This window comes from Rhodococcus sp. NPDC003318 (assembly GCF_042879035.1).
Lineage (GTDB): Bacteria > Actinomycetota > Actinomycetes > Mycobacteriales > Mycobacteriaceae > Rhodococcus_G.
In genome coordinates, this window is sequence record NZ_JBIAOU010000027.1 from 1 (window position 1) to 20,179 (window position 20,179).

Consider the following 20,179-nt stretch of genomic DNA (forward strand, 5'->3'; position numbering starts at 1 on the left):
CACCCGCAAACGAAAAAGCGTGTTTGCAGGTGCGACACCGGCACGGTCGAGACGCCCCCAGCCGACGGGATGACCACCACCCCACGCACCACCCGATAACCACGAAACCCCAGCTCACACCCACTTTTCGGCGGTGACACACCTCACACATAATCACGTTAGAAAAAAGGGTATACACCTACCGCAATCCACTTAAACACGTTATAATTAAGTCATGACAAACACCGAGGGCGCACCCGCGATCTCGACCGACACGAAGGAGAACCGCATGGCCCTCTACACCGGAGCCGCCTACTTCACCATCGCCGGTCAGGACGCCCCACTGCTCACCGGATCCGGGCTCCAGCGCGACCACGAGACGGCCGCGATCCTGCTCGACGAGCGGATCCGCACCGACGCGATCGGCGCCGTGGTCGGGGACATGACCGCGTCGATCGCCGAGGACACCGCCGATGGCACCAACGTGCTGTTCAGCGTCACCGGAACCGTCGGCACCGTGCTCGTCGCCCTGCGCGAACACCTCGACGCCCTCGACTCCTGACCATCGCACCTGCCGCCCGGAAACCGCCGGGCGGCAGGGCAACCCACCACCGAACCGAAAGGACGGAATCCGCACCATGCCCACCCCGTACCCCGCCGGAGTTGTCACCCACAGCACCGCCGTCATCGCCGGTGATCAGACCGCCGACATCGCCGTCTACGAGGCCCGCACCGACCGCGCCCGCCTCACTGTCACCATTGGGTACCTCATGATGACGTTCACCAGCGCCCACACCGTCCAGCGCGTTCTCGAAGGCTTCGCAGCCGTCAAGGCCGCCATGATGGGACTCGACAACCGCGCCCCCGAACGCACCCCCGAAGGCGCCCAGTTCGCCCACAACGCCCTCGCGGTCACCTGGGTCTACCCGCCCACCTACAGCGTCGTGCGAGGAAAGGGATACCTCGGCCGCGAACGCCGGACGGTCTACTGGGTCGACGTGCACATGGGACCGATCACCTGGCGAATCACCGACCACGTCGGCTACGAGGACCTGCTGGCGCACATGAAGAACGCCCACAAGACCGCCGTGGCGATCTTCCCCGACGGACCAAAGTTCCGGAAGGACCCCACCAAAGCCCCCCGCGACGCCTTCGCCGACTAATTCCACAGGGCCCGGATTCATCCACAGAATCCGGGCCCCGTGGTCGGCCGAGCACACCGGCCGCCCCGCCCCGCGCCATCCTGACCACACCAAAGCCGCCACCACCGAAGGAAATCCGACATGATCTCGTGGGCCCTGACCATCGACGACCACACCGGCACCCACACCATCGAGGCCGACACCGCCACCGACCGCGCCGCCGCCGTCACCGCGGCCGCCGACGCCGTCCGAAGCGCCATCCTCACCGCACCCGCCGCCGCGGCCGAGCACCCGCCCCGCCTCACCATCACCATCGACACCGACGTCGAATTCATCGTGGGCATGAGCACCGATGCACTCGGAAAGCTCGACCGAGACACCGCCCTCGACCTCACTGACCGCTACGAGCGCGACGCCCTCACCGACATCACCCGAAACGAGGCGGTCGGCCGCGGCCGCGCCGAACCAGGGGAGTGACCAGCACCTTCCCGAGTAGGCGGCGCGGCCGCGGCCGACAACGGCCCACACCCGCGCCCACCACCCCGCGCACCCGTCTCACCGCCACGAAAGGCACGAACGTGACCACCGACATCGACCCGGCAGTGCCCCAGCTTCCCCCCGGACTCATCAAATGGTCTCTCCGCGTCGCCGCTGCCTTGACCATCGTCATCGGCACGGTCTCCTTCATCTCCAGCTTCACCGTGCTCGCTGACCTCGCCCGCGACTTCGGCTGGCCCGCCGGCAAGGAATGGCACTTCCCCGTCATCGTCGACGGCACCATCACCGCAACCATGCTCGCCGTGCTCGCCCTCTCCCAGCACACCGACAAGGAAACTGTGCGCCGCCGGAGATTCGTCCGCGCGCTCCAGTACTTCGCCGTCGCGGCATCCGTCGGCGGAAACGCCTTCCACGCCTACCAAACACAAGACGACACCTGGCGGTCCTGGACCGCCGCCGCCATCGCCTCCATCGCCCCGATCTTCCTGCTCGCCATGACCGAAACCGTCAAGACCCTCGCCCTCGCACCCCGAAACGTCCAACCCGCACCGGTACAGCCCGAAACGCCCCAGGCGACCGTTCACTGGTGGCAGCTGCGGCGGCGGTGGCAGTCGCGCACTGTCAGGCCACACGCACCCGCGCCCGAACAGCATCAGCCCGAAACGCCCCAGACCATTCCGACCGCGCTCGCGCCCGCACCCGCACCGGCCGACACTACCCCCGCGCAGGACTGGGACCAGGCCGCCGCCGCCGAGCTCGAACCCGTCGCAGCCGAGACCATCGCACCGGCCCCAGCAACCACCACTACGACCGAGACACCGTCCCACGCCGCACTGTTCGCCCATCCGACGGACCCCGAATCCGAGCCTGACCCCGAACTACTCCGCGAGTTCCTCAACAGCGACGCCAAGCTCGAACACGTCGTGCGTGCCACGGCAGAACTCAAGCTCGAACACCCGGACGCGACCTGGGAAGCGCTCGGAGAAGCAGTGGGCGGCGTGCGCCATTCCACCGCCATGCGCCGCTGGGACAAATTCATCAAGGCCGCACGAGACGCCGGCTACGTCCGTACCGGTGTACTGACCTGACCCGCAGACACCACACCGGCCCGAAACGACGACCGAATCGCGGCCCCTCCGGGGCCCGGCCACAACACCCTGTCACCTTCCCCGCTGGCACCTCATTATCCGCGGCGGCTCGTCGCTGCGTACCCCTGGCCCGCTCCGCTCTACCAGCGGCAATGCCGCCTCCGGCGGTACTGCGCTCCTCGTCCGCCGCACCATTCGGTTCTTGCCAGCGGGGAAGGAAAACGGTTGGCACACACCATGAGAGAGGGAGCGAGCCATGAAGGTCACCGTCTACACCAAGCCGGGATGCGTCCAGTGCACCGCCACCCACCGGGCCCTCGACCAGGCAGGCATCGACTACCGGACCGTCGACCTCAGCACCGACCTCGACGCCCGCGACTACGTGATGTCCCTCGGCCACCTCCAGGCCCCCGTCATCGTCACCGACACCGGCGAGCACTGGGCCGGCTTCCGCCCCGACCGCCTCGCCGCACTCGCCGGCTAACCCGACCCGCACCCGACAGGAAAGGAGCACAGACCATGAGCGCGCACACCACACTGGCTCTTGTGCAGCCCGCCGACCGCGACGACACCGACCCGATCACCCCCGCCGACCTCGACGACAACCCCCGCGACGACGCCGAGGCCCTTCTCCTGTGCGCCCTGCTCCGCGCCCCCACCGCAGCCGCGGCCGCCATCACCACCGCCCTCGAACCCACCGACTTCCACCGACCCACCTACGCCGACCTGTTCACCGGCGTCGCCGAACTCATCAGCGCAGGCCAACCCCACGACCCCGTCTCCGTCATGGCCACCCTCACCCGCGGCGGCAAGGCCGCCGGTCACACCGGCGAACGACTCCGCCGCGCCCTCACCGACGCCACCCTCGCCGGTTCCGACGCCGTCGCCCTCACCCACTACGCCGACATCGTCCTGTCGCAGTCCTACCGCCGCGGATTCGCCGCCGCAGCAACCCGACTCGCCCAGATCGCCGCCGAAGCACCCGAAGACCAGCTCTACGAGCTGATGTGCCAACTCGGCCGCGAACAACGCGCAGCCACCGCCCGACTCAACACCTTCCGCGCAGGATGACCACGCAATCCTGTCGGTGCCGGCGGGCACACTGAGGGCAACCACCCGCACTCAGAGAGGCACGCCGATGACGAACATGCTCGCGCTACTCGCCATCGGCGCCCTTGCCACCTGGCTGCTCGGCTCGATCATCGCGCGCGTGGCCGGCGCACTCATCGTCCTCGAGTTCCTGCTCCGCTTCGCAATCACCGACAACGCCCGCCAGCCCGCCCACTACGGGTGGCTCGCCACCGGGGTCGGACTCTGGCTGTTCGGCCACTGGATGTGGGCATACAAGCATCGCACCTGGCGAAGCAGTCTCGTGCTCAAGGCATTCAGCACACCAGGACTCCACCGGCTCGCACCGATCGCAATCAACCACCGGCCGCGGGCCCACGCGCCACAGTGGGTCCGCCAGAACGTACGGAGCTACCGATGACCTACCACGGGTCAGAGCAAGACCCGCTCGGCCGCATCAACATCCCCCTGCTGCGATTCGCCGCACGCGCGGGCCGGGGACTCATGATCGCCGGAATTGTATTCGTAGTGCTCACATTCGCCACGGAGTTTCTGCTCTCCGCCAGCTCGCGCATCACGGACCTGACCGCCATCCTCGCGATACTGTGCCTCGTCTGCGCCGGAATCTCCCTCATCGTCGCCCGCAAGGCGTAGGTATCCAGCCAGCACGGTGGACGCTTCGCCGAGGAATGATTGTCGGTTCCTGTCCCTACACTGCGCACATGGGCGCCAGGGGAGTGTCGGAGGAGGCGGTCGTTGAGGCTGCAGAGACGGTCGCCGAGAAGATCGACGTCCTGCTCGAACGTGCCACGGACGCCGTACTCGGTGCGCCGTGGCCCGGCTCGCCGCAGTGGCGGCAAGAGTGGGAATCGCGAGAGTCGGACTCCGGTCGCGCAGCACTCGAGCAGCGGGCGCGGGTAAAGATCGCGATAGCCGTGTTGGCCGGAGTGGACCCGCGCCACGAGATCGAGCGAGCCTGCAGAGCAGGAATCGTCGCTGCGATCGACGTGACCGGTCACGGACACAGACGACCGGCCGGCGCCCGCCTGCGCACCGCGGCGGCCGCCGCCGACCAGCTGGCAATTTGGTGACACGGTGAGTGCCTCAGTAGTCGACCGCCACCCCTGACTTGTAAAGCTGCTTTGCGTCCTGGGCATCCCGGACGGCAGCTCGCACCGCCGACTTAGTCAGGTCGAGAACGCGCAGCACACCACCAGTTTCGGCCACGGATTCGATTCGACGGAAGTCGTCGCCGTACTGCTCAGCGAAGTCGGCCAGTCCACGCAGCTTCGGCAATGCGTCAGCTAGGTGATGACCGTGCGGGTCAACGAGGTCGGCCACCACAGTTCCATCGTGAGTGGTGCCGAAGAAGATGAAGTCAGGGCGCAATGCCTTCCAATCCCCCGAAGGATCCTGAAAGGCGATCGCCAAGGATTCCTTGCTCGTACGCTCCGGGTTGCGGTACCAGCCTTTGAACCCGTGCTGCTGTATCTCATGATCCACGACCTTGCGCTCCCAGTCGTTCAGGTCGATTGGATACGTCCCATCGTCGGTCGCCATCAGATGCATACGGCGAGTGGACAGTTCGGTCTCCGTGCCATCCGGGTGACGGACCTTCGTGTCTGCCTGAGCCGTCTTCGGCTGGGCGAGGCTGATTCTCTCCGGGTGCGTTGACATGCCCTCCAGGCGGTCGTACTCGGCCTGCCGATCGTCACTCAAACTCTTCCGCGCGATCCGAGTCGAGCCCAGCCACTTACGGGCGAGGTCATCGGCCTCTCCGTCGATGTCCTGAACAATCTCTGGAACCAGCGCCAACGCCGCAACGGTGATGCTCGCCTCCAACAGCTCGTCGCCGTCGTCATCCGGACCAACGAGGTAGTCGACGTAAGACGAACACAACGCAGGGCTTAACACACGGGTGGCCGCACGGTATGCGTCCTCAATCGCACGGGTGTCGGCACTCTCGGAAAACGACTTGTATGACAGCCCCCCGCCGACCCGGCCCCGAGCTTCCACACCGTCCATCGTGAGAACATCCTCACGGGCGTGTGCAACCTTCTCCTTGTATTGGACGGCACGCCCATCCAACACGCTGTGTAGATGCTTGTGCGCCTTGTCGACTGCTTCATCAACCAGGTCATCCTTCGACAACGCCGTGGCAAGGGCAGTTAGCCGGCGCACCGGCTTGACACCCTTTCGTGGGATCGTCACCGAGGGCAGCGCAGAGAAACGCTCCCACACTTCCTTCGTGATCTCACCGTTTGGATACAGCGACACCGGGTCAAACAGGACACGCCGGCCCTCACCACCACCGGTGTCATCGTCCTCGTCATCCTTGGTCGTCGCGCCCTTCATCAGCATCTGTGCGACGCCCGTGGCGGTCTTACGGTCGAAGAACGGCAGTAAACAGTCCACCGAGTTGAGCAGCTCGTTGCCGGGGATGCGCCGCGCGAGCGGTGTCCGCATCATCCGGCCCAGCAACTGGGTGATGTGTGTTCGATCGGTCGCTGGTCGGAAGGAGACGAGCACTTCCGCGCGCGGACAGTCCCACCCAGTCGAAATCGCGGACTTCGCCAAAAGAACCCGGATGTGCTTGGCGTCTTGTACCCGCTGCGGCTCGACGTACGGCACCAGCTGTTGCCCGATCACCAGATCCTGGTGCTCCCCGAATACGTTCGCCACCGAGTCATAGGAAAGGTCCGGCCACGCCTCGTAGATCGTATCCAGTGTACGCAACAGAGTCTCTTGAGCGGGCTTGTCCTCCACCTGCACCACCAGGAGCGGCACCACGGGATCGGGCTCTTCTTGTTCCTGGGCGTACAGGTTCCAGGCAGTCGTTGATGCCCTGACCTTCTTGACTGCCCGGGTAAGGAGCACCGTGTCGAACACGCCCGACTCCTCGGGGATGGACAACACGATGTCGTCCTTGAGAAGGCCCGACGCCTGAACCAGGGACGAGTCCACCACGACGGCGGGAAGCGCAGCGCGGCCCTCGACGTTCTTCATCGCGGTCTGAAACCGCTCGACCGTGGCAGAGACACCGAACACCACCGGTAGCGGTGGCACCTTCCCCTGTCCGTTGATGAGTCGCTGCACAATGCTCGAACGGTCGTTCGAGCTGGCCCCCATTCCCCGATGTGCCTCGTCCAGAACGAAGTAGAGCGTCAGATCCTGGTTCTCGACGGTATTCCGAATGACGTCGTAGATGGTGGACTGCACATCGTCAGGACGCGGCTTGAACAGCAGATCCTGACCTTCCGGAAGCTCCGGTTCGCCGCGGACAAGACGCGAATTCTTGCTCAGCTTCTGAGTATTGAGGAAGTACACGTGACCAGGGCGCAGTGATGGCTCGGAGAAGGTGGACGGGATTACCCGTAGCCGCGAATCCAACTCGCTGGCCGCTGCCTGCAATCGGGCCCGTGACTGCTCATTCAGTGACGGATCGTCCGAGAACCACAGCACAACGGCGCCCTGGTCGGCCGAGAAGTCGAAATCGTCGGACCCGAAGAACAGTGCCTCGATAATCGCAGCAGCCATCACCGTCTTGCCGGCACCAGTCGTTGCGGTCAGCGAGAACTGGGACAGCGACCCGTACCGGTGGTAGGTGTCGCGGGCCTGTTCAAGGTTCCGCAGCACGTCGCGGACGGCCTCCGACTGATAGTCCTTGAGCGTGTAGCGCATTAGCGGTCCCGTCCCGTATTGATCAAGAAGTTTTGCAGGTAGGACTCGTACAGCCGCACCGGCAGTACATGACTGGGCAGGTCACGGCACACCATCTGGAACGCCGACTCATCGTCCGTGACGACGAACGCCAGTTCGGCCGTCTCACTCTTCGCGATCTGCTGGACGAAGTCCGCCACCCGGTCCAGGTTCTCAAGCACCCCATACGTGTCGGCGACAGCCCAGCCCGAGTCTCCGAGATCCGTGATGATCTGCCCCTGCGCTCCTGCCCGTAGCCAGAGAATCGGGGCGACCCGCGCGAACGCGCGGTTATGCCGCACCGATAGTGACGCCTCGTAGGTGAGGGTGAAGAACACTGCGTTCTCATCGAACCCGTCAGCCATCGGGAACTCGTCGGTGAACTTGTAGTCGCCGTTGATCGGGTCACCCTGCGGTGTCAGTCCAGTGATAGCAGCCTTGATCCGCGGCTTCGTCACGTAGTCACAGATTCCTACTGCTTCCCAGCCGTCGTCGCCTGGCCGCAGCCCTTGCTTCCGTAGGGCCTTCTGCTCGTCAGCGGACACTTCGTTGTTTGTCACGGAGATGCACTGACGTCGCCCGCCGTCCTGCTTGTTCAACCGCATCACGGCATGAGCAGTAGTGCCGGAGCCTGAGAAGAAGTCGAGTACCACGGCATTCGGCTTGCCCCCGACGGCAATGCGAAGAGAGTCCTCCACAGCATAAAGACTTTTCGGGAACGGAAATGACCTTCCCCCGAGCATTCGCTTAACGAGAGCGCTTCCGTACTCTCCGGCCTTGTGAGCTGGGCGATTCCAAACTGTCTTAGCGGTTCGCCGCGGGGTGTCTCCCGTTGTCTTCACTATCGCAGACCCGTCTGTACGGTGGCCGACCACCGATAGATCACCGTCTTCGATGCGACGAATCTGAGCCTTGCCGAGATATCCTAACGAGTATCTCTGGTTCTTCTTGTCGAACGACCCGACTCGGGCATATCCCATGTCGCGAAGTTCCTTCAGATACTCGGGAGACGTACGCCAATTCGCCTCCTCTCCATTGTTGCGAATTGGCCAAACGGTAATCAAGCCGTCGCGGGCGGGGACGGAAGTCACGGATTCGCCTAGTGGTAGAGGTGTTCCAATGTCAGCGATGGTCCGTGACTCTGGATTCACGAATACTGGATAGAAAAGATTTGGTCGGTCTTGGCGACGTGAATTCGACCCTCCACGCATTAGTCTTTCCCATCGCGCTTCAGCAGGTGCCTCAGTAGCTTCGCTTGACTCCAATAGGGTGTCGACTACGGGACTCGGCCCAGCAGTGCCGAAGAATAGGAAGAATGCGTATTCCTCCACTCTGGCAAGCTCACTACCTCTGGATACGCCGTTTGGATTGATTACGATGCTAACCATCTGGCGAGGAATGCCGGGGAATGTCTGATCGAGAAGGAGTCCCAGCCTCAAATACTCCTTCTCATCAATAGTGACGATCAATACCGAATCATCAGGATTGAGCAACTCGCGGGCGACTTTCAAGCGTCGCTCCATGAAGGCTAGCCATTTGGAATGTCGGTAGTCGTCGTCGTTCTCGACGTAATTATTGTTGTACTTCCAGTCCTTCGCGCCCGTGTTATAGGGCGGGTCGATGTAGATTGCGTCAATAGAGTGCCTATGGGTGTAGGTCAGCATCTCCAGCGCGTGGAAGTTCTCTGCGTTGATCACGCTGTGGAATGGCTTTTCATCACCCTGCTCTACTCGGCCGGTCTCGACCAATCCTGGGAAGATGCGGTCATCGAACTCCGCGACAACCACAAGATCAGCGACTAGCACAGTCCGAGTCTCCGCCGTTTCGGGGCCCAACTCAGCTATATGCGCCACACGATTCCCGGCGGTCCGCTCGATTCGGGTTACCCGCCAAAGCCGTTGGTCTTTGGCTGCGGAATCCCCGCGTGGCGGTAGCACGCGCACCTTATCTCCGCGGCGAACCGCACGTCCAGGCAGTTCCACAGCCTCGGGTAGATGTCGTTCGAATACGAGCCCGAACGTCCTGCGGTTGGTCAGTGCCGCGATCTCTGCTTCGAGGTCGGCTCCGAGTTGCGCATCGGCCTTACGTGCCTGTCGCAGTAGTTCGGACAGTCGAGACACGGACCTCTCCTTCGGTGTGGGGGACGCGAGAAGAGTCGTCCGCATGTGATGTTAGATCTGCGGTCGGACCGCCCCCCTAGAGGCACCGCGTCTAAAGACCGACACCTGTTCAACGAGCTTTGTCGAATGTGGGTACGGCTCCCGATGCTGGCGAGGGTCGGCGTTCTCGGTCGGTACTCAGCGCCTCGATGCGCTGTTGGCTCGGGCGTACCGGCGTTCGCAGGGGGCCAGCTCGATCGTGTGTTTGATCGTCCGCAATCGACCGATTCTGAATCCCTTGTCCCATGCTTGGGACGCTGTTACCGTCCCAAGCATGGGACAGGGTGAGGGGTACCGCGACTACATCAAGTGGGATCCGGCGACGAGCGAGGATCTCAAGACCGAGCTGGGTCCGTTTCAGATCGAGTTCGGCGTCCATCGTGATTCCGCTGCCTTGGCTGCTGTCGAAGCAGCCGAGATCTCGCTCGAAGCTGCGACCTTCGCGCGAAAGCTAGTGCGGCAACAGGCGGTGTTCTCGCTTGCGGTCCAAGGGCTGGGGGTTCGCGAAATCGCTCGACAGCTATCACTTTCGAAAAGCGAAGTCGGCAGGATCATGAGGCAGATTCGGCCGGATGAGAACGGGCGCCCAGTTCGAAGGTCTTCGTTGACGCCGGCCCCCAGCGTGATGCAGCCGGCCCGTGAACTGATCCGGCGACTATGGGGTCATCAGTAGAAGTCGAGATAGCCCACCTCAGGGCTCGTGAGCGAACCGCGGGACTGACGTGGCCGCAAACGGTCGTTTGCGGCCGGTGAATCGGCCGCTTCGGCCGCCTCGACCCGGCCAGCCGGATCCGCCGTCCGAAACTATTGGCCGAAACCTATCCCGTCCGAAACCATCGATTGGACGTTTTCGGCCCGCCGATTAGACTCCGCCTCAACGCAGAGACACTTTCGGAGGGGGAGAGATGGCAAAGGTCGGATCAGAGGATCGACGGCTCACGCTCGATCTGGTGGCGCTGTACGACATCACCCGCGAGTACGCGGTCGAGCTCGAGTACGAACTGGGCGAGCTCGAGGACGCGGCCACCGACGACGAGACCCGACGTCGGTACAACGAACGTCGGCGCGCGGTCCGCGCCGCACGACGCAACCTCCCACTCGGAACGGACCTGGCCGCCCGCACAGGACTGATCGCCGCACAGGACGTCTGGAGCGCCGAGCTTGACACGTTGCGCACCCGATGAACCAGCCGAGGCCCCGCATCACCACCGAGTTCCTCGACCACATCTTCGCGACAAAGGTGCGCCGGCAGGTATTTGAGGACGCCGTCAGACCGGAGACCAACCGGCCCGTCATGATCTTCGTCGGTGCCCAGCCCGGCGCAGGAAAGACGCGAGCGATGGAAATGGCCGTGCGTGACGCGGCCCGTGCCCACCCGGTCGTGATCAGTGGTGACGACTTCCGCCAGTACCACCCCGACTACCGGCGTCTCATCGCCGAGGACCCGACCCGGATGCCGGCTGTCACTGCCGAACTGTCCGGGCCGATGGTCCGGCGCAGCCTCGACCACGCCAAACAGCAGCGATACAGCGTCGCTCTGGAGGGCACCTTCCGCGACGAGGCGATGGTGCTTGCCACCGCCCACGAGTTCGCACAGGAGGGCTACGAGATCCACGTCGTCGCTGTCGCAACTCAGCCCGAGGTCAGTCGGTTGAGCATCGAGGATCGCTACCTCAGCGCGCCGCGTGTGCGCGCCCGCTGGACCCCGCCGACTGCACACGATCTCACCATCGCCACCAGCGGCCACGTACTCGAAACACTCGAGGCATCAGACGTTGTCGACCGCATCAGCGTCTACACCCGCGCTGAACGCGTCTACCGAAACGAGCGCGACCGAGACGGAGACTGGGCCGAACGTCCCCGCGCCCGCGAGGTGCTCGAAGCCGAACGTGCCCGGCCTCTGTCTCCTCTGGCCGCGACCGAATGGCTACGCGACTACGCACGAGTTGTCGAGGAGGTCCGCCAGCGCCCCGACTACCTCGCCGGCGCCGGGGCCCACACTCACCAGCAGCTCGACCGCGATGCCGAGCAAGTACGTGCGTGGGCGAGGGTCGTCGAGCAGCCGGCCGAGCGGCACCTGACCGCCCGCCGCACCGAGGCGATCGAACGCCACCATGCCGCGCCAAATCCACTCGAGCACAACCACCACCAACCGCCGGCCATCCACGACCCGCACCACGGAATCGGCCCCGGCCGATCCCTCAACCTCTGACGACCCCACTCTCCGAAAGGGACGACCCATGTCACGGACACCGGCCGACATTCCTCGCGTACCCGTGCGCCGCACGCTCGCACCGGCAGAGGTCGACATCCATCTCGCCGGAATCCGCACCGCGCTGCAAATGGGCGGAAGCGAGTTCACCCCCGAGGCCGAAGAAGCCGCACGCGCCGTCCTCACCGGTGAACTCACCGGAGACGAGGCGATTGCCCGCGGCTTGCGGGAGATCGACGAGCAGGAGGCAGCCGAAGGCCGCACCGAGTGAGTGCAGACGACCCCTACGTCTACCCAGGAACGAATGTCCTGCGCAACAAGTTCGGCATCCGTGACGAGGCGAGGCTGGACAAGCGGGTCGCCGTCATCAGCGCCGCCCGTCTGGCCGAGCTCGCCCTACAACCGGTGGACGGCCGGTTCGACTTCGCGCACCTTCAGAACATCCACGGCTACCTGTTGGGAGAGGTCTACGACTGGGCCGGCGAGATCCGCACGAGCAACACGCAGCCCGGGAGAATCGAGATCCCGCACGAGGCACCCGAGTTCATCCAGGGTCAGGCCGACTACCTGTTCGACGAGCTCGGGAAAGCTGACCACCTTCGCGGACTCGACCACGAGGAGTTCGCCTACCAACTCGGCGGCTACTGGAGCGAGACGAGTCATCTGCATCCGTTCCGAGACGGGAACAGTCGTTCACAGGCCGCGTTCTTCGACCAGCTCTCCCGCAACGCTGGCTGGGCAATCGACTGGCGTGAGGTCAACCCCGACGCCCTTCACGCCGCCCGCATCTTCGCCGTCGTCGATGCCGGCAAGAACCTCACCGACGTGATCGCCCCAGCCGTCAAACCCGTCGACGAGGTTCCCGTCTCGACCCTCGGTCAGCTCAACCGCCACTCGCTGATGAACGCGGGTCAGCATCTCGACCACATGGTGCGGCGGATCGAGAACGAGGACAACAGCACCTACTCCTGGCCCACCCAGGACGAGGAGCGCACGCTCCGACGACGTGAGGCTCTCGCAGCCCGCGCGCATCGCACCGCGACCGCCGAGTTGGACCATCTCGCGGTTCGACTCGACCATCACGGCGTACCTGGACACCACCACGAGAACTATCACGCGCCACCGAATATCCACCAGGCGCCGCACGCCCTCGCGCACGAGAACGGACCGAGGCTATGAGCATCATCGGCTACGCACGAGTCTCCACACTCGAACAGAACCCGGCCCTGCAAGAGCAGGCACTGACCGAGGCCGGTGCGATCCGAGTGTTCACCGACTATGAGTCCGGGGCGAAGGCTGACCGGCCGCAGCTCGCCGAGTGCCTGAACTACCTACGCGACAACGCAGGCGACGTCCTAGTCGTATGGAAGCTCGACAGATTGGGGCGGAGTCTGCCGCACCTGATCGACACAGTCACGACACTCGGACAGCGCGGTATTGCGTTCAGATCCATCACCGAAGGATTCGACACCACCACCGCCGGTGGCGAATTCCTATTCCACATCCTCGGCGCTCTCGCACAGATGGAACGCCGGATGATCCGGGAGCGAACGATGGCCGGACTCGGCGCCGCGCGCCGAGAGGGGCGGGTCGGCGGCCGACCCACCGTGATGACTCCGGACCGGATCGAAACGGCAACCATGCTCCGAGCGCAAGGTAAGTCATACGAGGCGATCGCCGAAACCCTACGGGTAGGTCGCTCCTCTGTGCGGCGGGCATTGAGCAATGCCGCGCAGGGCGTCGACATGGAGGACTAGAACAGCGTCGGGCTGTCCGACGCAAGCAGTGCCGATCGCACCGCAGCCTCGTCCCAACCGTCGCGTACCGCGTCACGCAGTGCACGCGACCGAGCCGCACGCGCGGCACGGTCGAGGCCGGACCAGTGCCACATCTGACCTCGGCCGCCGCCGCGACCCTTGGCGGCCATGCCGGCGAGATTCTGTGACTGAGTACCGACCACCACATGCGGTCGACCTAACGGTTCCGAGCCCGCGCGAACGCAGATCGGGTTGTCGCACACTTCATGCAACGCCAACTCGCTGTCGAGCAAAGGCCGGCCCAGTGCAAGCGCGAGCGCGTACCGGTTCGGACGCACCACACGCTGCTTTCCGTCGCGCCGGATCCAGTACCGACCGTATCCGTCGTCAGAGACCGCGCCCCTCCAGATATGGCAGTCCGTCGGCGCCGGCCCCTGGACAACGAACCGATGGAACCGCGCAATCTCCGCCGATCCGCCAACTAACGGGTCGAGTGGCTCACCCATCGTGTTCTCCCCGGTGCGACTCGCAACGTCAGGACGCCGCTGATACCGGCTCGTCGACGTCCGGCGCCGCCGTAACGGCGGGAGATCCACCGTCGCTGTCGTCGACCGGGGTGGACTTCTCGGCATCGTCGGCGGCGGGAGACGCGACACGCAACAGCCGCCGAATCTCGGTGCGATCCAGGCCGGTCAGCTCGTGCAGAGAGTCGACACTCTCGCCGCGGTCCTTGAGTCGCCGAAGCGACTGAGCCGATGCTGCCTGGGCCGCGTCGGTGGCGTCGGTGAACCGCTTCTCTGCCTTTGCGATCGCTGCGTCACGTTCGGACTTCGCGGAAGAGATCACGTCATCCTGCTTGAAGAACTCGGCCAGATCCGCCTCGTTCTCCTTCTCGCGGTTGAGCAGCGCCTCACGGCGTGCCGCCATCGTCTGACGCGCGCGCTCACGCGACGCAACGAGGTTGCGTTTGGTTGCCATCGAGTCCCCTCCTGAGTCCATCCCGCGACCACCGGTCACCCAGAGAACCCGAGTAACAGCCGCCGCACACGTCAGCTACAAGATCCGACGATACCGCAGACACCCGACATCCACGAGACAGGAGCCCTACGGACTCCCAAGAGCAAGACATATGGATCACACCTCTTGCTGAATTTCAGACTTCGTCGGCCCGGCCGTGTCGTGAGCGACCGGAACCCGCTACCATCGCCGTGTGATGACCCTCCACGTGCTGCACGCAGGGGACGGCTACGAGTACCTGACCAAGCAGGTAGCCAACGCCGACCGCGAGCGCGCCCGTGGCGAGGAACTGACCGACTACTACAACGCACACGGCACTCCGCCCGGCCACTGGTTCGGTGCAGGACTCGACGGACTCGCCGACATCGAAGCCGCCCACGACATCGACCCGGACGCGCGGATCGCCGCGGATCAGACGGTCACCGAGGCGCAGATGAAGGCCCTCTACGGCGAGGGGCTACACCCCAACGCCGACACTATCCAGGCAGCCGCCGAGGCGGCCGGTATGACCGGAGCGCAGGGGATCGCCGCCGCCAAGCTCGGACGCAAGTTCCCGAGCTTCAAGAACGAGATCCCGGTCCTCGACGCCCACCAGGCGGCCGTCGAGGAGTTCGCCGCCACCCACGGACGCCGGCCCACCGCCGCCGAATCCGACGAGATTCTGACGCGCATCGGTGCCCAGCATTTCCGGGAAAGGCACGGCCGCGCGGCCGCCACGGACAACGAACTGCGCAACTGGATCGCCGCGGAGAAGGGCCGAATCAGGCACCCGGCAGCGGGGTTCGACCTCGTGTTTACTCCACCCAAGAGCGTGTCGTCGCTGTGGGCTCTCGCCGGAAACGAGACTCGAAGCGACGTCGAACGCATCCACCACGAGGCGGTCCGAGACGCACTCAGGTGGATCGAGAAGGAGGCATGTTTCACCCGTACCGGCGCCAAGAGCGAGGAACAGCGCGACACCACCGGCATCGTCGCGGCTCTCTACGACCACTACGACAGCCGCGCCGGCGACCCGAACCTGCACACGCACAGCGTCCTGTCGATCAAGGTGCAAACCGCCGACGACGGCCGCTGGCGAGCCCTCGACGGAGCCACCCTGCACCGCTACGCCGTGGCCGCATCGCAGCGCTACAACGCGACCATCATGCGCCGGATGCACACCGACCTCGGCCTCAAACTGACGACCCGGCACCTCGGGAACGGGAAGCAGTCGATCACCGAAATCGCGGCGATCCCCGAGCAGATCCGGGAGTTGTTCTCCTCCCGCCGCACCGAAATCGAAGTCCGCCGCGACGAACTGGTCGCCGAGTATCGCGCCAAGCATGAGCGGATGCCGGACGCCCGGGCGATGTACTCGCTCTACCAGCAGGCCAACCTCGACACCCGGGAAGGCAAGGCCGAACCCAAGTCCCTCGCGGAGATGCGTGCACAGTGGAGGACCCGTGCCGCCGAGATCCTGGGCAGCGAACAGGCCGTCGACCACGTCGTCACAGCCGCTCTGACGCCCGACGGAGCGGCCATGGGACGCACCCTCGAATCCCTCGAGACCGAGGCCCGCACCGTCCTGTCCCAGCTCGCCGACCGGCGCTCTCGGTGGCAGGCACCGCACATCATCAGCGCCGCCGAGGCACACCTGGCGGGCTTCACGTTCGCCACCAACGATGAGCACCGTGCCGCCGTCGACGCTCTTGTCGCGCACGTCGAGGCCGCCTCGATCGCCATGCCGAAGGCGGAACTACCGCCGCTGCCCGACGCTCTCACGCGGCGCGACGGCGAGTTCATCCTCACCGGCCACGGCACCCTCAAGCACACCGCCCAGGCAGTCCTCGACGCCGAGACCGCACTCCTGGCCGCCACGGACGAGCCCACCGCGCACGTCGTCGAGCAGCAACTCCTCGACCGGATCATCACCGACAATGCCGCCTCGACCGGCCGTTCTCTGAACACCGGACAGCGCGAACTCGCCGAGCACTTCGTCGGCTCCGGCGCGCTCGTCGCCGTCGGTATCGGACCCGCCGGCACCGGCAAGACGACCTCCATGAAGGCCGTCGTCGACACCTGGCGGGCGGCGGGGCACAACGTGATCGCCCTCGCTCCATCCGCCGTCGCGGCCGAGACGCTGGGCGCCGAGGTCGGGACGCCCGGCCTGACGATTGCCACCCTCACCTACCCGTGGCGCGGCAAGAACGGCAACCAGCCCGGCACCGTCCCCGGCGGAATCGACATCCGTCCGGGCACCATGCTTCTCGTCGACGAGGCATCGCTGGCGTCCACCCAGGACCTCGCCGCGGTCGTCGAGATCGCGCGGAGCCGAGGCGCAATCGTCCGACTCCTTGGCGACCCTGCACAGCTCGATGCCGTCGAGACCGGCGGCGCATTGCGATTCCTCGCCGAGGAAACCGACGCACCACGGTTGCGTGAGGTCGTCCGATTCGGCGACGACACCGAGCAGGCCGAGAACTCTCTGGACATCCGAGACGGCCACCATCACGCCCTCGACCTCTACTACGAACGCGGTCTCGTCACCGAGGGCACCACCGCGGAAATGGTCGATGCGGCGGTGGAGAACTACCTGGCCGACCGCCGGGCAGGGTTGCAGTCGATCCTCATGCTGCCCACCGTCGAGGACGTCCGCCGCGCGAACCTGGCCGTGCAGGAGTACCACCGCGGCGGCGGCACCGTCGACACGAACCGCACGGTCACCCTCTCCGATGAGCTGTCGGCAGGTGCCGGTGACACCATCGTCACCCGCACCAACGCCCGCGACCTGCGGCCCGTCGGCGGCAAGAAGTCTGGCAGCTTCGTCCGCAACGGTGACCTGTGGACGGTGCTCGAAGTCCACCCGGACGGCCGCGCGACCGTGCGCTCGCTCGACCACGGCGGCACCATTGTCCTGCCGGCCAGCTACCTCACGACGAGCACCGAACTCGGCTACGCGAGCACCGTGCACCGAAGCCAGGGCATCACCGTCGACACCGGCCACGTCGTCACCAACCCGGCAATGGACCGCGCCGGCCTCTACGTCGCGGTGACCCGCGGCCGCACCGACAACCGGATCTACATCCCCATCGAGGTCGACGTCACCCTCGACACCGAGGCGATGCACCTCGTCGACAAGGCACAACAGACCGGCCGGATGGTGCTCGAAGGAATCCTCGACCAGGACAACGGACACCGCACCGCCATCGAGGAACTGCGCGAGGCGACAACCCACGCCGCCGACCCCGAACGACTCCGCGAGGCATACCTCGCCGCACAAACCAGGCTGCGCACCACCGCCATCGACCGCACCATCGAACGCACGCTCCCGCACGGTATTGCCGACGAACTACGGACCGACACGGCCGGATACGCCCGCCTCCGAGCGGTCCTCGCTGACCTCCACGACCGCGGCCACAGCGTGCGCCAGATCCTCGCGCACGCCGTGGCCGAACGCCCCCTTGCCGGAGCCGACAGCGTCGCCGGGGTACTGGCCCACCGCATCGAGCAAGCGCACACATTCGACAGCGCCGGCACACCGATGCTGCCGCCGCTGCCGGTCCGGGACGCGGGAACTGACCACCAGCTGCACGACTTCGCCCGAGAGTGCGCGGCCCGCTACTCCGCCGCGCTCGACCGGGAAACCGCCGACACCAACCCGATCGGGGCGGCGATCCGCGAGTACCGCGACGGCCTCGCCGCGCTTGACGCCGACCGCGTTCACACCGCCGCCACCGCAGCGTTCGGCGCCGACACTGCCGACGAGATCACCGGCAACCGTTCGGTGTGGCGCCTGAGCCGGCTACTCCGTCGCGCGAACCTCGCCGACGTCGACCCGGTCAACATGCTGCGTTGGCACGGTGAGCGGATCACCGCCGATGACAAGGACATCACCGCCGCCACCCTGACCGCCGACATTGCGCCGATGCTCAACGAGAACCTCCGGACGCAGGCAGACGAGTGGCTGGCCGAGCACGCCGACGCCCTCGCCACACACCTACCGACCGTCGCACGACAGGACGAGGATCCGCGCCGCCGCGAGATTGCCACCCGCATCCAACAGATCGCGAGACTGAACGGCAAGGACACCGATACCGTGCTCGCCGAGACCGCGGAGACCGCAGGCCAGTTCGCCCCGACCGCACGTGTGCTCGGCACCTTGACCGCGACCGCCGAAGATGGTCGAGCCCTCACCAATCCCGATGCCCCGAGTTGGATCACCGCTCCCCCGGCGGATGCCCACACCGTCGACGCCGCCGCCGCGCAGCGCCTCGACGACCAGTACCGGACGATCGCGGAGATGCACCGAGACCGGATCAACGACCTCGCTGCCGCCGACTCGGTGCCGGGGTGGGTGCACCGCAACCTGGGCGCACAGCCCGGCGACACGGACCTCGCGCACCAGTGGCGCACCGTCGTTGCCGACGCCGACGCCTACCGCCACACCCACAACGTCACCGACCGCGACAGCCTGACCGGCCCCCGGCCGGCAAACGGCGAAGCCGCCTCCGACTGGCTCGCCGTCGAGCGGCGACGCACCGAGTACGAACGCGCCCGAGGTGCAGCAGAACAGCTTGTCAACGAGCGTCGTCGGCGCCAGATTGAACCGATCACACGACCGGACGAGCCCAATATGGGCAAGCAGCGGCGGCAAATCTAGGGGCCAGGCGCGGTTCGCGCCAACCGATCAATCGCATGAACTAGGTCGTTGTTGGCGTAGTCGCCGTCCCAGTGCACAAACTTGGCCACGTCGGTCCGGTCGATCAGGCCGCCGGAGAAATACTCCTGATCAGTCACCACAAGGATCGGCCGGTCGAAGTTCTTGGCCCAGCGCTTGATCATTGAGTAGTCCTTATCTCCCAATGGTCGACTGCGGCTAACCGTCTTGATGCAGAGTTGGCGGCCGTCATCCGTCTCCACAATGAAGGCCGCTCCAGGCGGTGCGTCCATGGTGTACTTGATACCGAGGCGATGCAGCGCCGTTTCGAGTCGTCGCGCGTACTCACGTTCCCGAATGATGGGGAGCGTTCCTACGGACGGGTCGATGCTTTTCGCTACCTCGACGAGGCTATCGGCAGTGGTTGAATCGCCGGATTTTTCCGCCTCTACCGCATCTTTGATGACCTCCCGACTAATCTTGCGGCGAGTGCGGCGGGCGGCGAAGTCGGCGCTGTGGTCGCCTGATGCGAATCGGGTCAAAGGCGTTCCTTGGACGCCGATCAGGAGGAAGGCGACTGCAACGACGAAGAGCGCAGCGGTGCCGGCCTGGTTGTCCGAGACGAAGACCGCTGTTGTGCCGGCGCCGGTTGCCGCGAGACCGATGGCCCCGGCAGTCCATCGTTCCCAGGGACTCATCGGCGACGGTTCGTCGTCGCCCTCCTTCTCCGGCGTCATTTCCTTGCTGGGTTTCCGCTCCACAGACTCACTCACCCTTGTCAATTCCCCTCTCACGGAAGTCGACCGAGCCTATATGTGGCTCCGCGGACCGGCTGAAATTGCAGGACGCCCCAGCGGATGGGTACTCCGCTGGGGCGCCTGCACCGAGCTGCCGCACGGTCCCTGGGCGGGGACAAACCGGCAG

21 protein-coding genes are annotated in these 20,179 nt (G+C 65.4%); 16 read left to right on the forward strand and 5 right to left on the reverse strand.

The annotated features are described in order from the left end of the window. The first annotated feature begins 214 nt into the window (after positions 1-214). The 9 genes from ACFYVR_RS24910 (at position 215) to ACFYVR_RS24950 (ending at position 4,866) form a co-directional block, all read left to right on the forward strand. Entirely contained in the window at positions 215-541 is a 327-nt protein-coding gene (locus ACFYVR_RS24910) for a hypothetical protein (RefSeq protein ID WP_387478381.1), read from the forward strand. Positions 542-617: 76 nt separating this feature from the next. After that, a complete protein-coding gene (locus ACFYVR_RS24915; protein WP_387478384.1) occupies positions 618-1,142 on the forward strand; it encodes a hypothetical protein in 525 nt (174 codons plus the stop codon). 120 nt (positions 1,143-1,262) lie between these two features. Continuing rightward, positions 1,263-1,598 (forward strand): hypothetical protein, encoded by a 336-nt coding sequence (locus ACFYVR_RS24920; RefSeq protein ID WP_387478387.1) that lies wholly within the window; start codon positions 1,263-1,265, stop codon positions 1,596-1,598. Between the two features lie 101 nt (positions 1,599-1,699). Then, positions 1,700-2,707 (forward strand): DUF2637 domain-containing protein, encoded by a 1,008-nt coding sequence (locus tag ACFYVR_RS24925; RefSeq protein ID WP_387478390.1) that lies wholly within the window; start codon positions 1,700-1,702, stop codon positions 2,705-2,707. Positions 2,708-2,963: 256 nt separating this feature from the next. Continuing rightward, entirely contained in the window at positions 2,964-3,191 is a 228-nt protein-coding gene (gene nrdH / locus ACFYVR_RS24930; RefSeq protein ID WP_387478393.1) for a glutaredoxin-like protein NrdH, read from the forward strand. A gap of 35 nt (positions 3,192-3,226) precedes the next feature. After that, entirely contained in the window at positions 3,227-3,778 is a 552-nt protein-coding gene (locus ACFYVR_RS24935) for a DnaB-like helicase N-terminal domain-containing protein (RefSeq protein WP_387478396.1), read from the forward strand. Between the two features lie 67 nt (positions 3,779-3,845). Next, positions 3,846-4,196, forward strand: a complete 351-nt coding sequence (locus ACFYVR_RS24940) for a hypothetical protein (RefSeq protein WP_387478398.1) — start codon at positions 3,846-3,848, stop codon at positions 4,194-4,196. Further along, a complete protein-coding gene (locus tag ACFYVR_RS24945) occupies positions 4,193-4,429 on the forward strand; it encodes a hypothetical protein (protein WP_387478401.1) in 237 nt (78 codons plus the stop codon). Before ACFYVR_RS24940 ends, ACFYVR_RS24945 begins: the two co-directional genes overlap by 4 nt. A gap of 68 nt (positions 4,430-4,497) precedes the next feature. Then, entirely contained in the window at positions 4,498-4,866 is a 369-nt protein-coding gene (locus ACFYVR_RS24950; protein WP_387478404.1) for a hypothetical protein, read from the forward strand. 13 nt (positions 4,867-4,879) lie between these two features. Here ACFYVR_RS24950 and ACFYVR_RS24955 read toward each other — a convergent pair whose 3' ends face one another. Further along, positions 4,880-7,456, reverse strand: coding sequence for a DEAD/DEAH box helicase (locus ACFYVR_RS24955; RefSeq protein WP_387478407.1), 2,577 nt, complete (start codon positions 7,454-7,456; stop codon positions 4,880-4,882). After that, positions 7,456-9,594: a site-specific DNA-methyltransferase gene (locus ACFYVR_RS24960; RefSeq protein WP_387478410.1), complete on the reverse strand. Its 2,139-nt coding sequence runs from the start codon at positions 9,592-9,594 to the stop codon at positions 7,456-7,458. Before ACFYVR_RS24960 ends, ACFYVR_RS24955 begins: the two co-directional genes overlap by 1 nt. A gap of 313 nt (positions 9,595-9,907) precedes the next feature. On the opposite strand from ACFYVR_RS24960, the gene ACFYVR_RS24965 reads away from it, so the two are divergent. The 6 genes from ACFYVR_RS24965 (at position 9,908) to ACFYVR_RS24990 (ending at position 13,602) form a co-directional block, all read left to right on the forward strand. Then, positions 9,908-10,306: a hypothetical protein gene (locus ACFYVR_RS24965; protein WP_387478412.1), complete on the forward strand. Its 399-nt coding sequence runs from the start codon at positions 9,908-9,910 to the stop codon at positions 10,304-10,306. 232 nt (positions 10,307-10,538) lie between these two features. Continuing rightward, positions 10,539-10,817, forward strand: a complete 279-nt coding sequence (locus tag ACFYVR_RS24970) for a hypothetical protein (protein WP_387478414.1) — start codon at positions 10,539-10,541, stop codon at positions 10,815-10,817. Next, on the forward strand, positions 10,814-11,845 hold the full coding sequence (locus tag ACFYVR_RS24975) for a zeta toxin family protein (RefSeq protein ID WP_387478416.1): 1,032 nt from the start codon (positions 10,814-10,816) through the stop codon (positions 11,843-11,845). The genes ACFYVR_RS24970 and ACFYVR_RS24975 overlap by 4 nt, the downstream gene beginning before the upstream one ends. Positions 11,846-11,873: 28 nt before the next feature. After that, positions 11,874-12,116 (forward strand): hypothetical protein, encoded by a 243-nt coding sequence (locus tag ACFYVR_RS24980; RefSeq protein ID WP_387478418.1) that lies wholly within the window; start codon positions 11,874-11,876, stop codon positions 12,114-12,116. Next, on the forward strand, positions 12,113-13,024 hold the full coding sequence (locus ACFYVR_RS24985; RefSeq protein ID WP_387478420.1) for a Fic/DOC family protein: 912 nt from the start codon (positions 12,113-12,115) through the stop codon (positions 13,022-13,024). Before ACFYVR_RS24980 ends, ACFYVR_RS24985 begins: the two co-directional genes overlap by 4 nt. Next, a complete protein-coding gene (locus tag ACFYVR_RS24990) occupies positions 13,021-13,602 on the forward strand; it encodes a recombinase family protein (RefSeq protein WP_387478422.1) in 582 nt (193 codons plus the stop codon). The genes ACFYVR_RS24985 and ACFYVR_RS24990 overlap by 4 nt, the downstream gene beginning before the upstream one ends. Here ACFYVR_RS24990 and ACFYVR_RS24995 read toward each other — a convergent pair. Next, positions 13,599-14,108 (reverse strand): hypothetical protein, encoded by a 510-nt coding sequence (locus tag ACFYVR_RS24995; protein WP_387478424.1) that lies wholly within the window; start codon positions 14,106-14,108, stop codon positions 13,599-13,601. The two genes, ACFYVR_RS24990 and ACFYVR_RS24995, sit on opposite strands and share 4 nt — an antisense overlap. A 28-nt stretch (positions 14,109-14,136) precedes the next feature. Then, positions 14,137-14,580 (reverse strand): hypothetical protein, encoded by a 444-nt coding sequence (locus ACFYVR_RS25000; protein WP_387478426.1) that lies wholly within the window; start codon positions 14,578-14,580, stop codon positions 14,137-14,139. Between the two features lie 235 nt (positions 14,581-14,815). Between ACFYVR_RS25000 and mobF the strand changes: the two genes are divergently transcribed. Continuing rightward, positions 14,816-19,258: a MobF family relaxase gene (gene mobF, locus ACFYVR_RS25005; protein ID WP_387478522.1), complete on the forward strand. Its 4,443-nt coding sequence runs from the start codon at positions 14,816-14,818 to the stop codon at positions 19,256-19,258. Here mobF and ACFYVR_RS25010 read toward each other — a convergent pair. Then, positions 19,255-20,028, reverse strand: a complete 774-nt coding sequence (locus ACFYVR_RS25010) for a hypothetical protein (protein WP_387478428.1) — start codon at positions 20,026-20,028, stop codon at positions 19,255-19,257. The genes mobF and ACFYVR_RS25010 overlap by 4 nt on opposite strands. Positions 20,029-20,179 lie beyond the last annotated feature (151 nt).

Bases quoted from the DNA above. Each gene is read 5' to 3' on its own strand.
- ACFYVR_RS24910 (WP_387478381.1), top strand. From the start codon at position 215: ATGACAAACACCGAGGGCGCACCCGCGATCTCGACCGACACGAAGGAG.
- ACFYVR_RS24915 (WP_387478384.1), top strand. From the start codon at position 618: ATGCCCACCCCGTACCCCGCCGGAGTTGTCACCCACAGCACCGCCGTC.
- ACFYVR_RS24920 (WP_387478387.1), top strand. From the start codon at position 1,263: ATGATCTCGTGGGCCCTGACCATCGACGACCACACCGGCACCCACACC.
- nrdH (WP_387478393.1), top strand. From the start codon at position 2,964: ATGAAGGTCACCGTCTACACCAAGCCGGGATGCGTCCAGTGCACCGCC.
- ACFYVR_RS24935 (WP_387478396.1), top strand. From the start codon at position 3,227: ATGAGCGCGCACACCACACTGGCTCTTGTGCAGCCCGCCGACCGCGAC.
- ACFYVR_RS24940 (WP_387478398.1), top strand. From the start codon at position 3,846: ATGACGAACATGCTCGCGCTACTCGCCATCGGCGCCCTTGCCACCTGG.
- ACFYVR_RS24945 (WP_387478401.1), top strand. From the start codon at position 4,193: ATGACCTACCACGGGTCAGAGCAAGACCCGCTCGGCCGCATCAACATC.
- ACFYVR_RS24950 (WP_387478404.1), top strand. From the start codon at position 4,498: ATGGGCGCCAGGGGAGTGTCGGAGGAGGCGGTCGTTGAGGCTGCAGAG.
- ACFYVR_RS24955 (WP_387478407.1), bottom strand. From the start codon at position 7,456: ATGCGCTACACGCTCAAGGACTATCAGTCGGAGGCCGTCCGCGACGTG.
- ACFYVR_RS24965 (WP_387478412.1), top strand. From the start codon at position 9,908: ATGGGACAGGGTGAGGGGTACCGCGACTACATCAAGTGGGATCCGGCG.
- ACFYVR_RS24970 (WP_387478414.1), top strand. From the start codon at position 10,539: ATGGCAAAGGTCGGATCAGAGGATCGACGGCTCACGCTCGATCTGGTG.
- ACFYVR_RS24975 (WP_387478416.1), top strand. From the start codon at position 10,814: ATGAACCAGCCGAGGCCCCGCATCACCACCGAGTTCCTCGACCACATC.
- ACFYVR_RS24980 (WP_387478418.1), top strand. From the start codon at position 11,874: ATGTCACGGACACCGGCCGACATTCCTCGCGTACCCGTGCGCCGCACG.
- ACFYVR_RS24990 (WP_387478422.1), top strand. From the start codon at position 13,021: ATGAGCATCATCGGCTACGCACGAGTCTCCACACTCGAACAGAACCCG.
- ACFYVR_RS24995 (WP_387478424.1), bottom strand. From the start codon at position 14,108: ATGGGTGAGCCACTCGACCCGTTAGTTGGCGGATCGGCGGAGATTGCG.
- ACFYVR_RS25000 (WP_387478426.1), bottom strand. From the start codon at position 14,580: ATGGCAACCAAACGCAACCTCGTTGCGTCGCGTGAGCGCGCGCGTCAG.
- mobF (WP_387478522.1), top strand. From the start codon at position 14,816: ATGACCCTCCACGTGCTGCACGCAGGGGACGGCTACGAGTACCTGACC.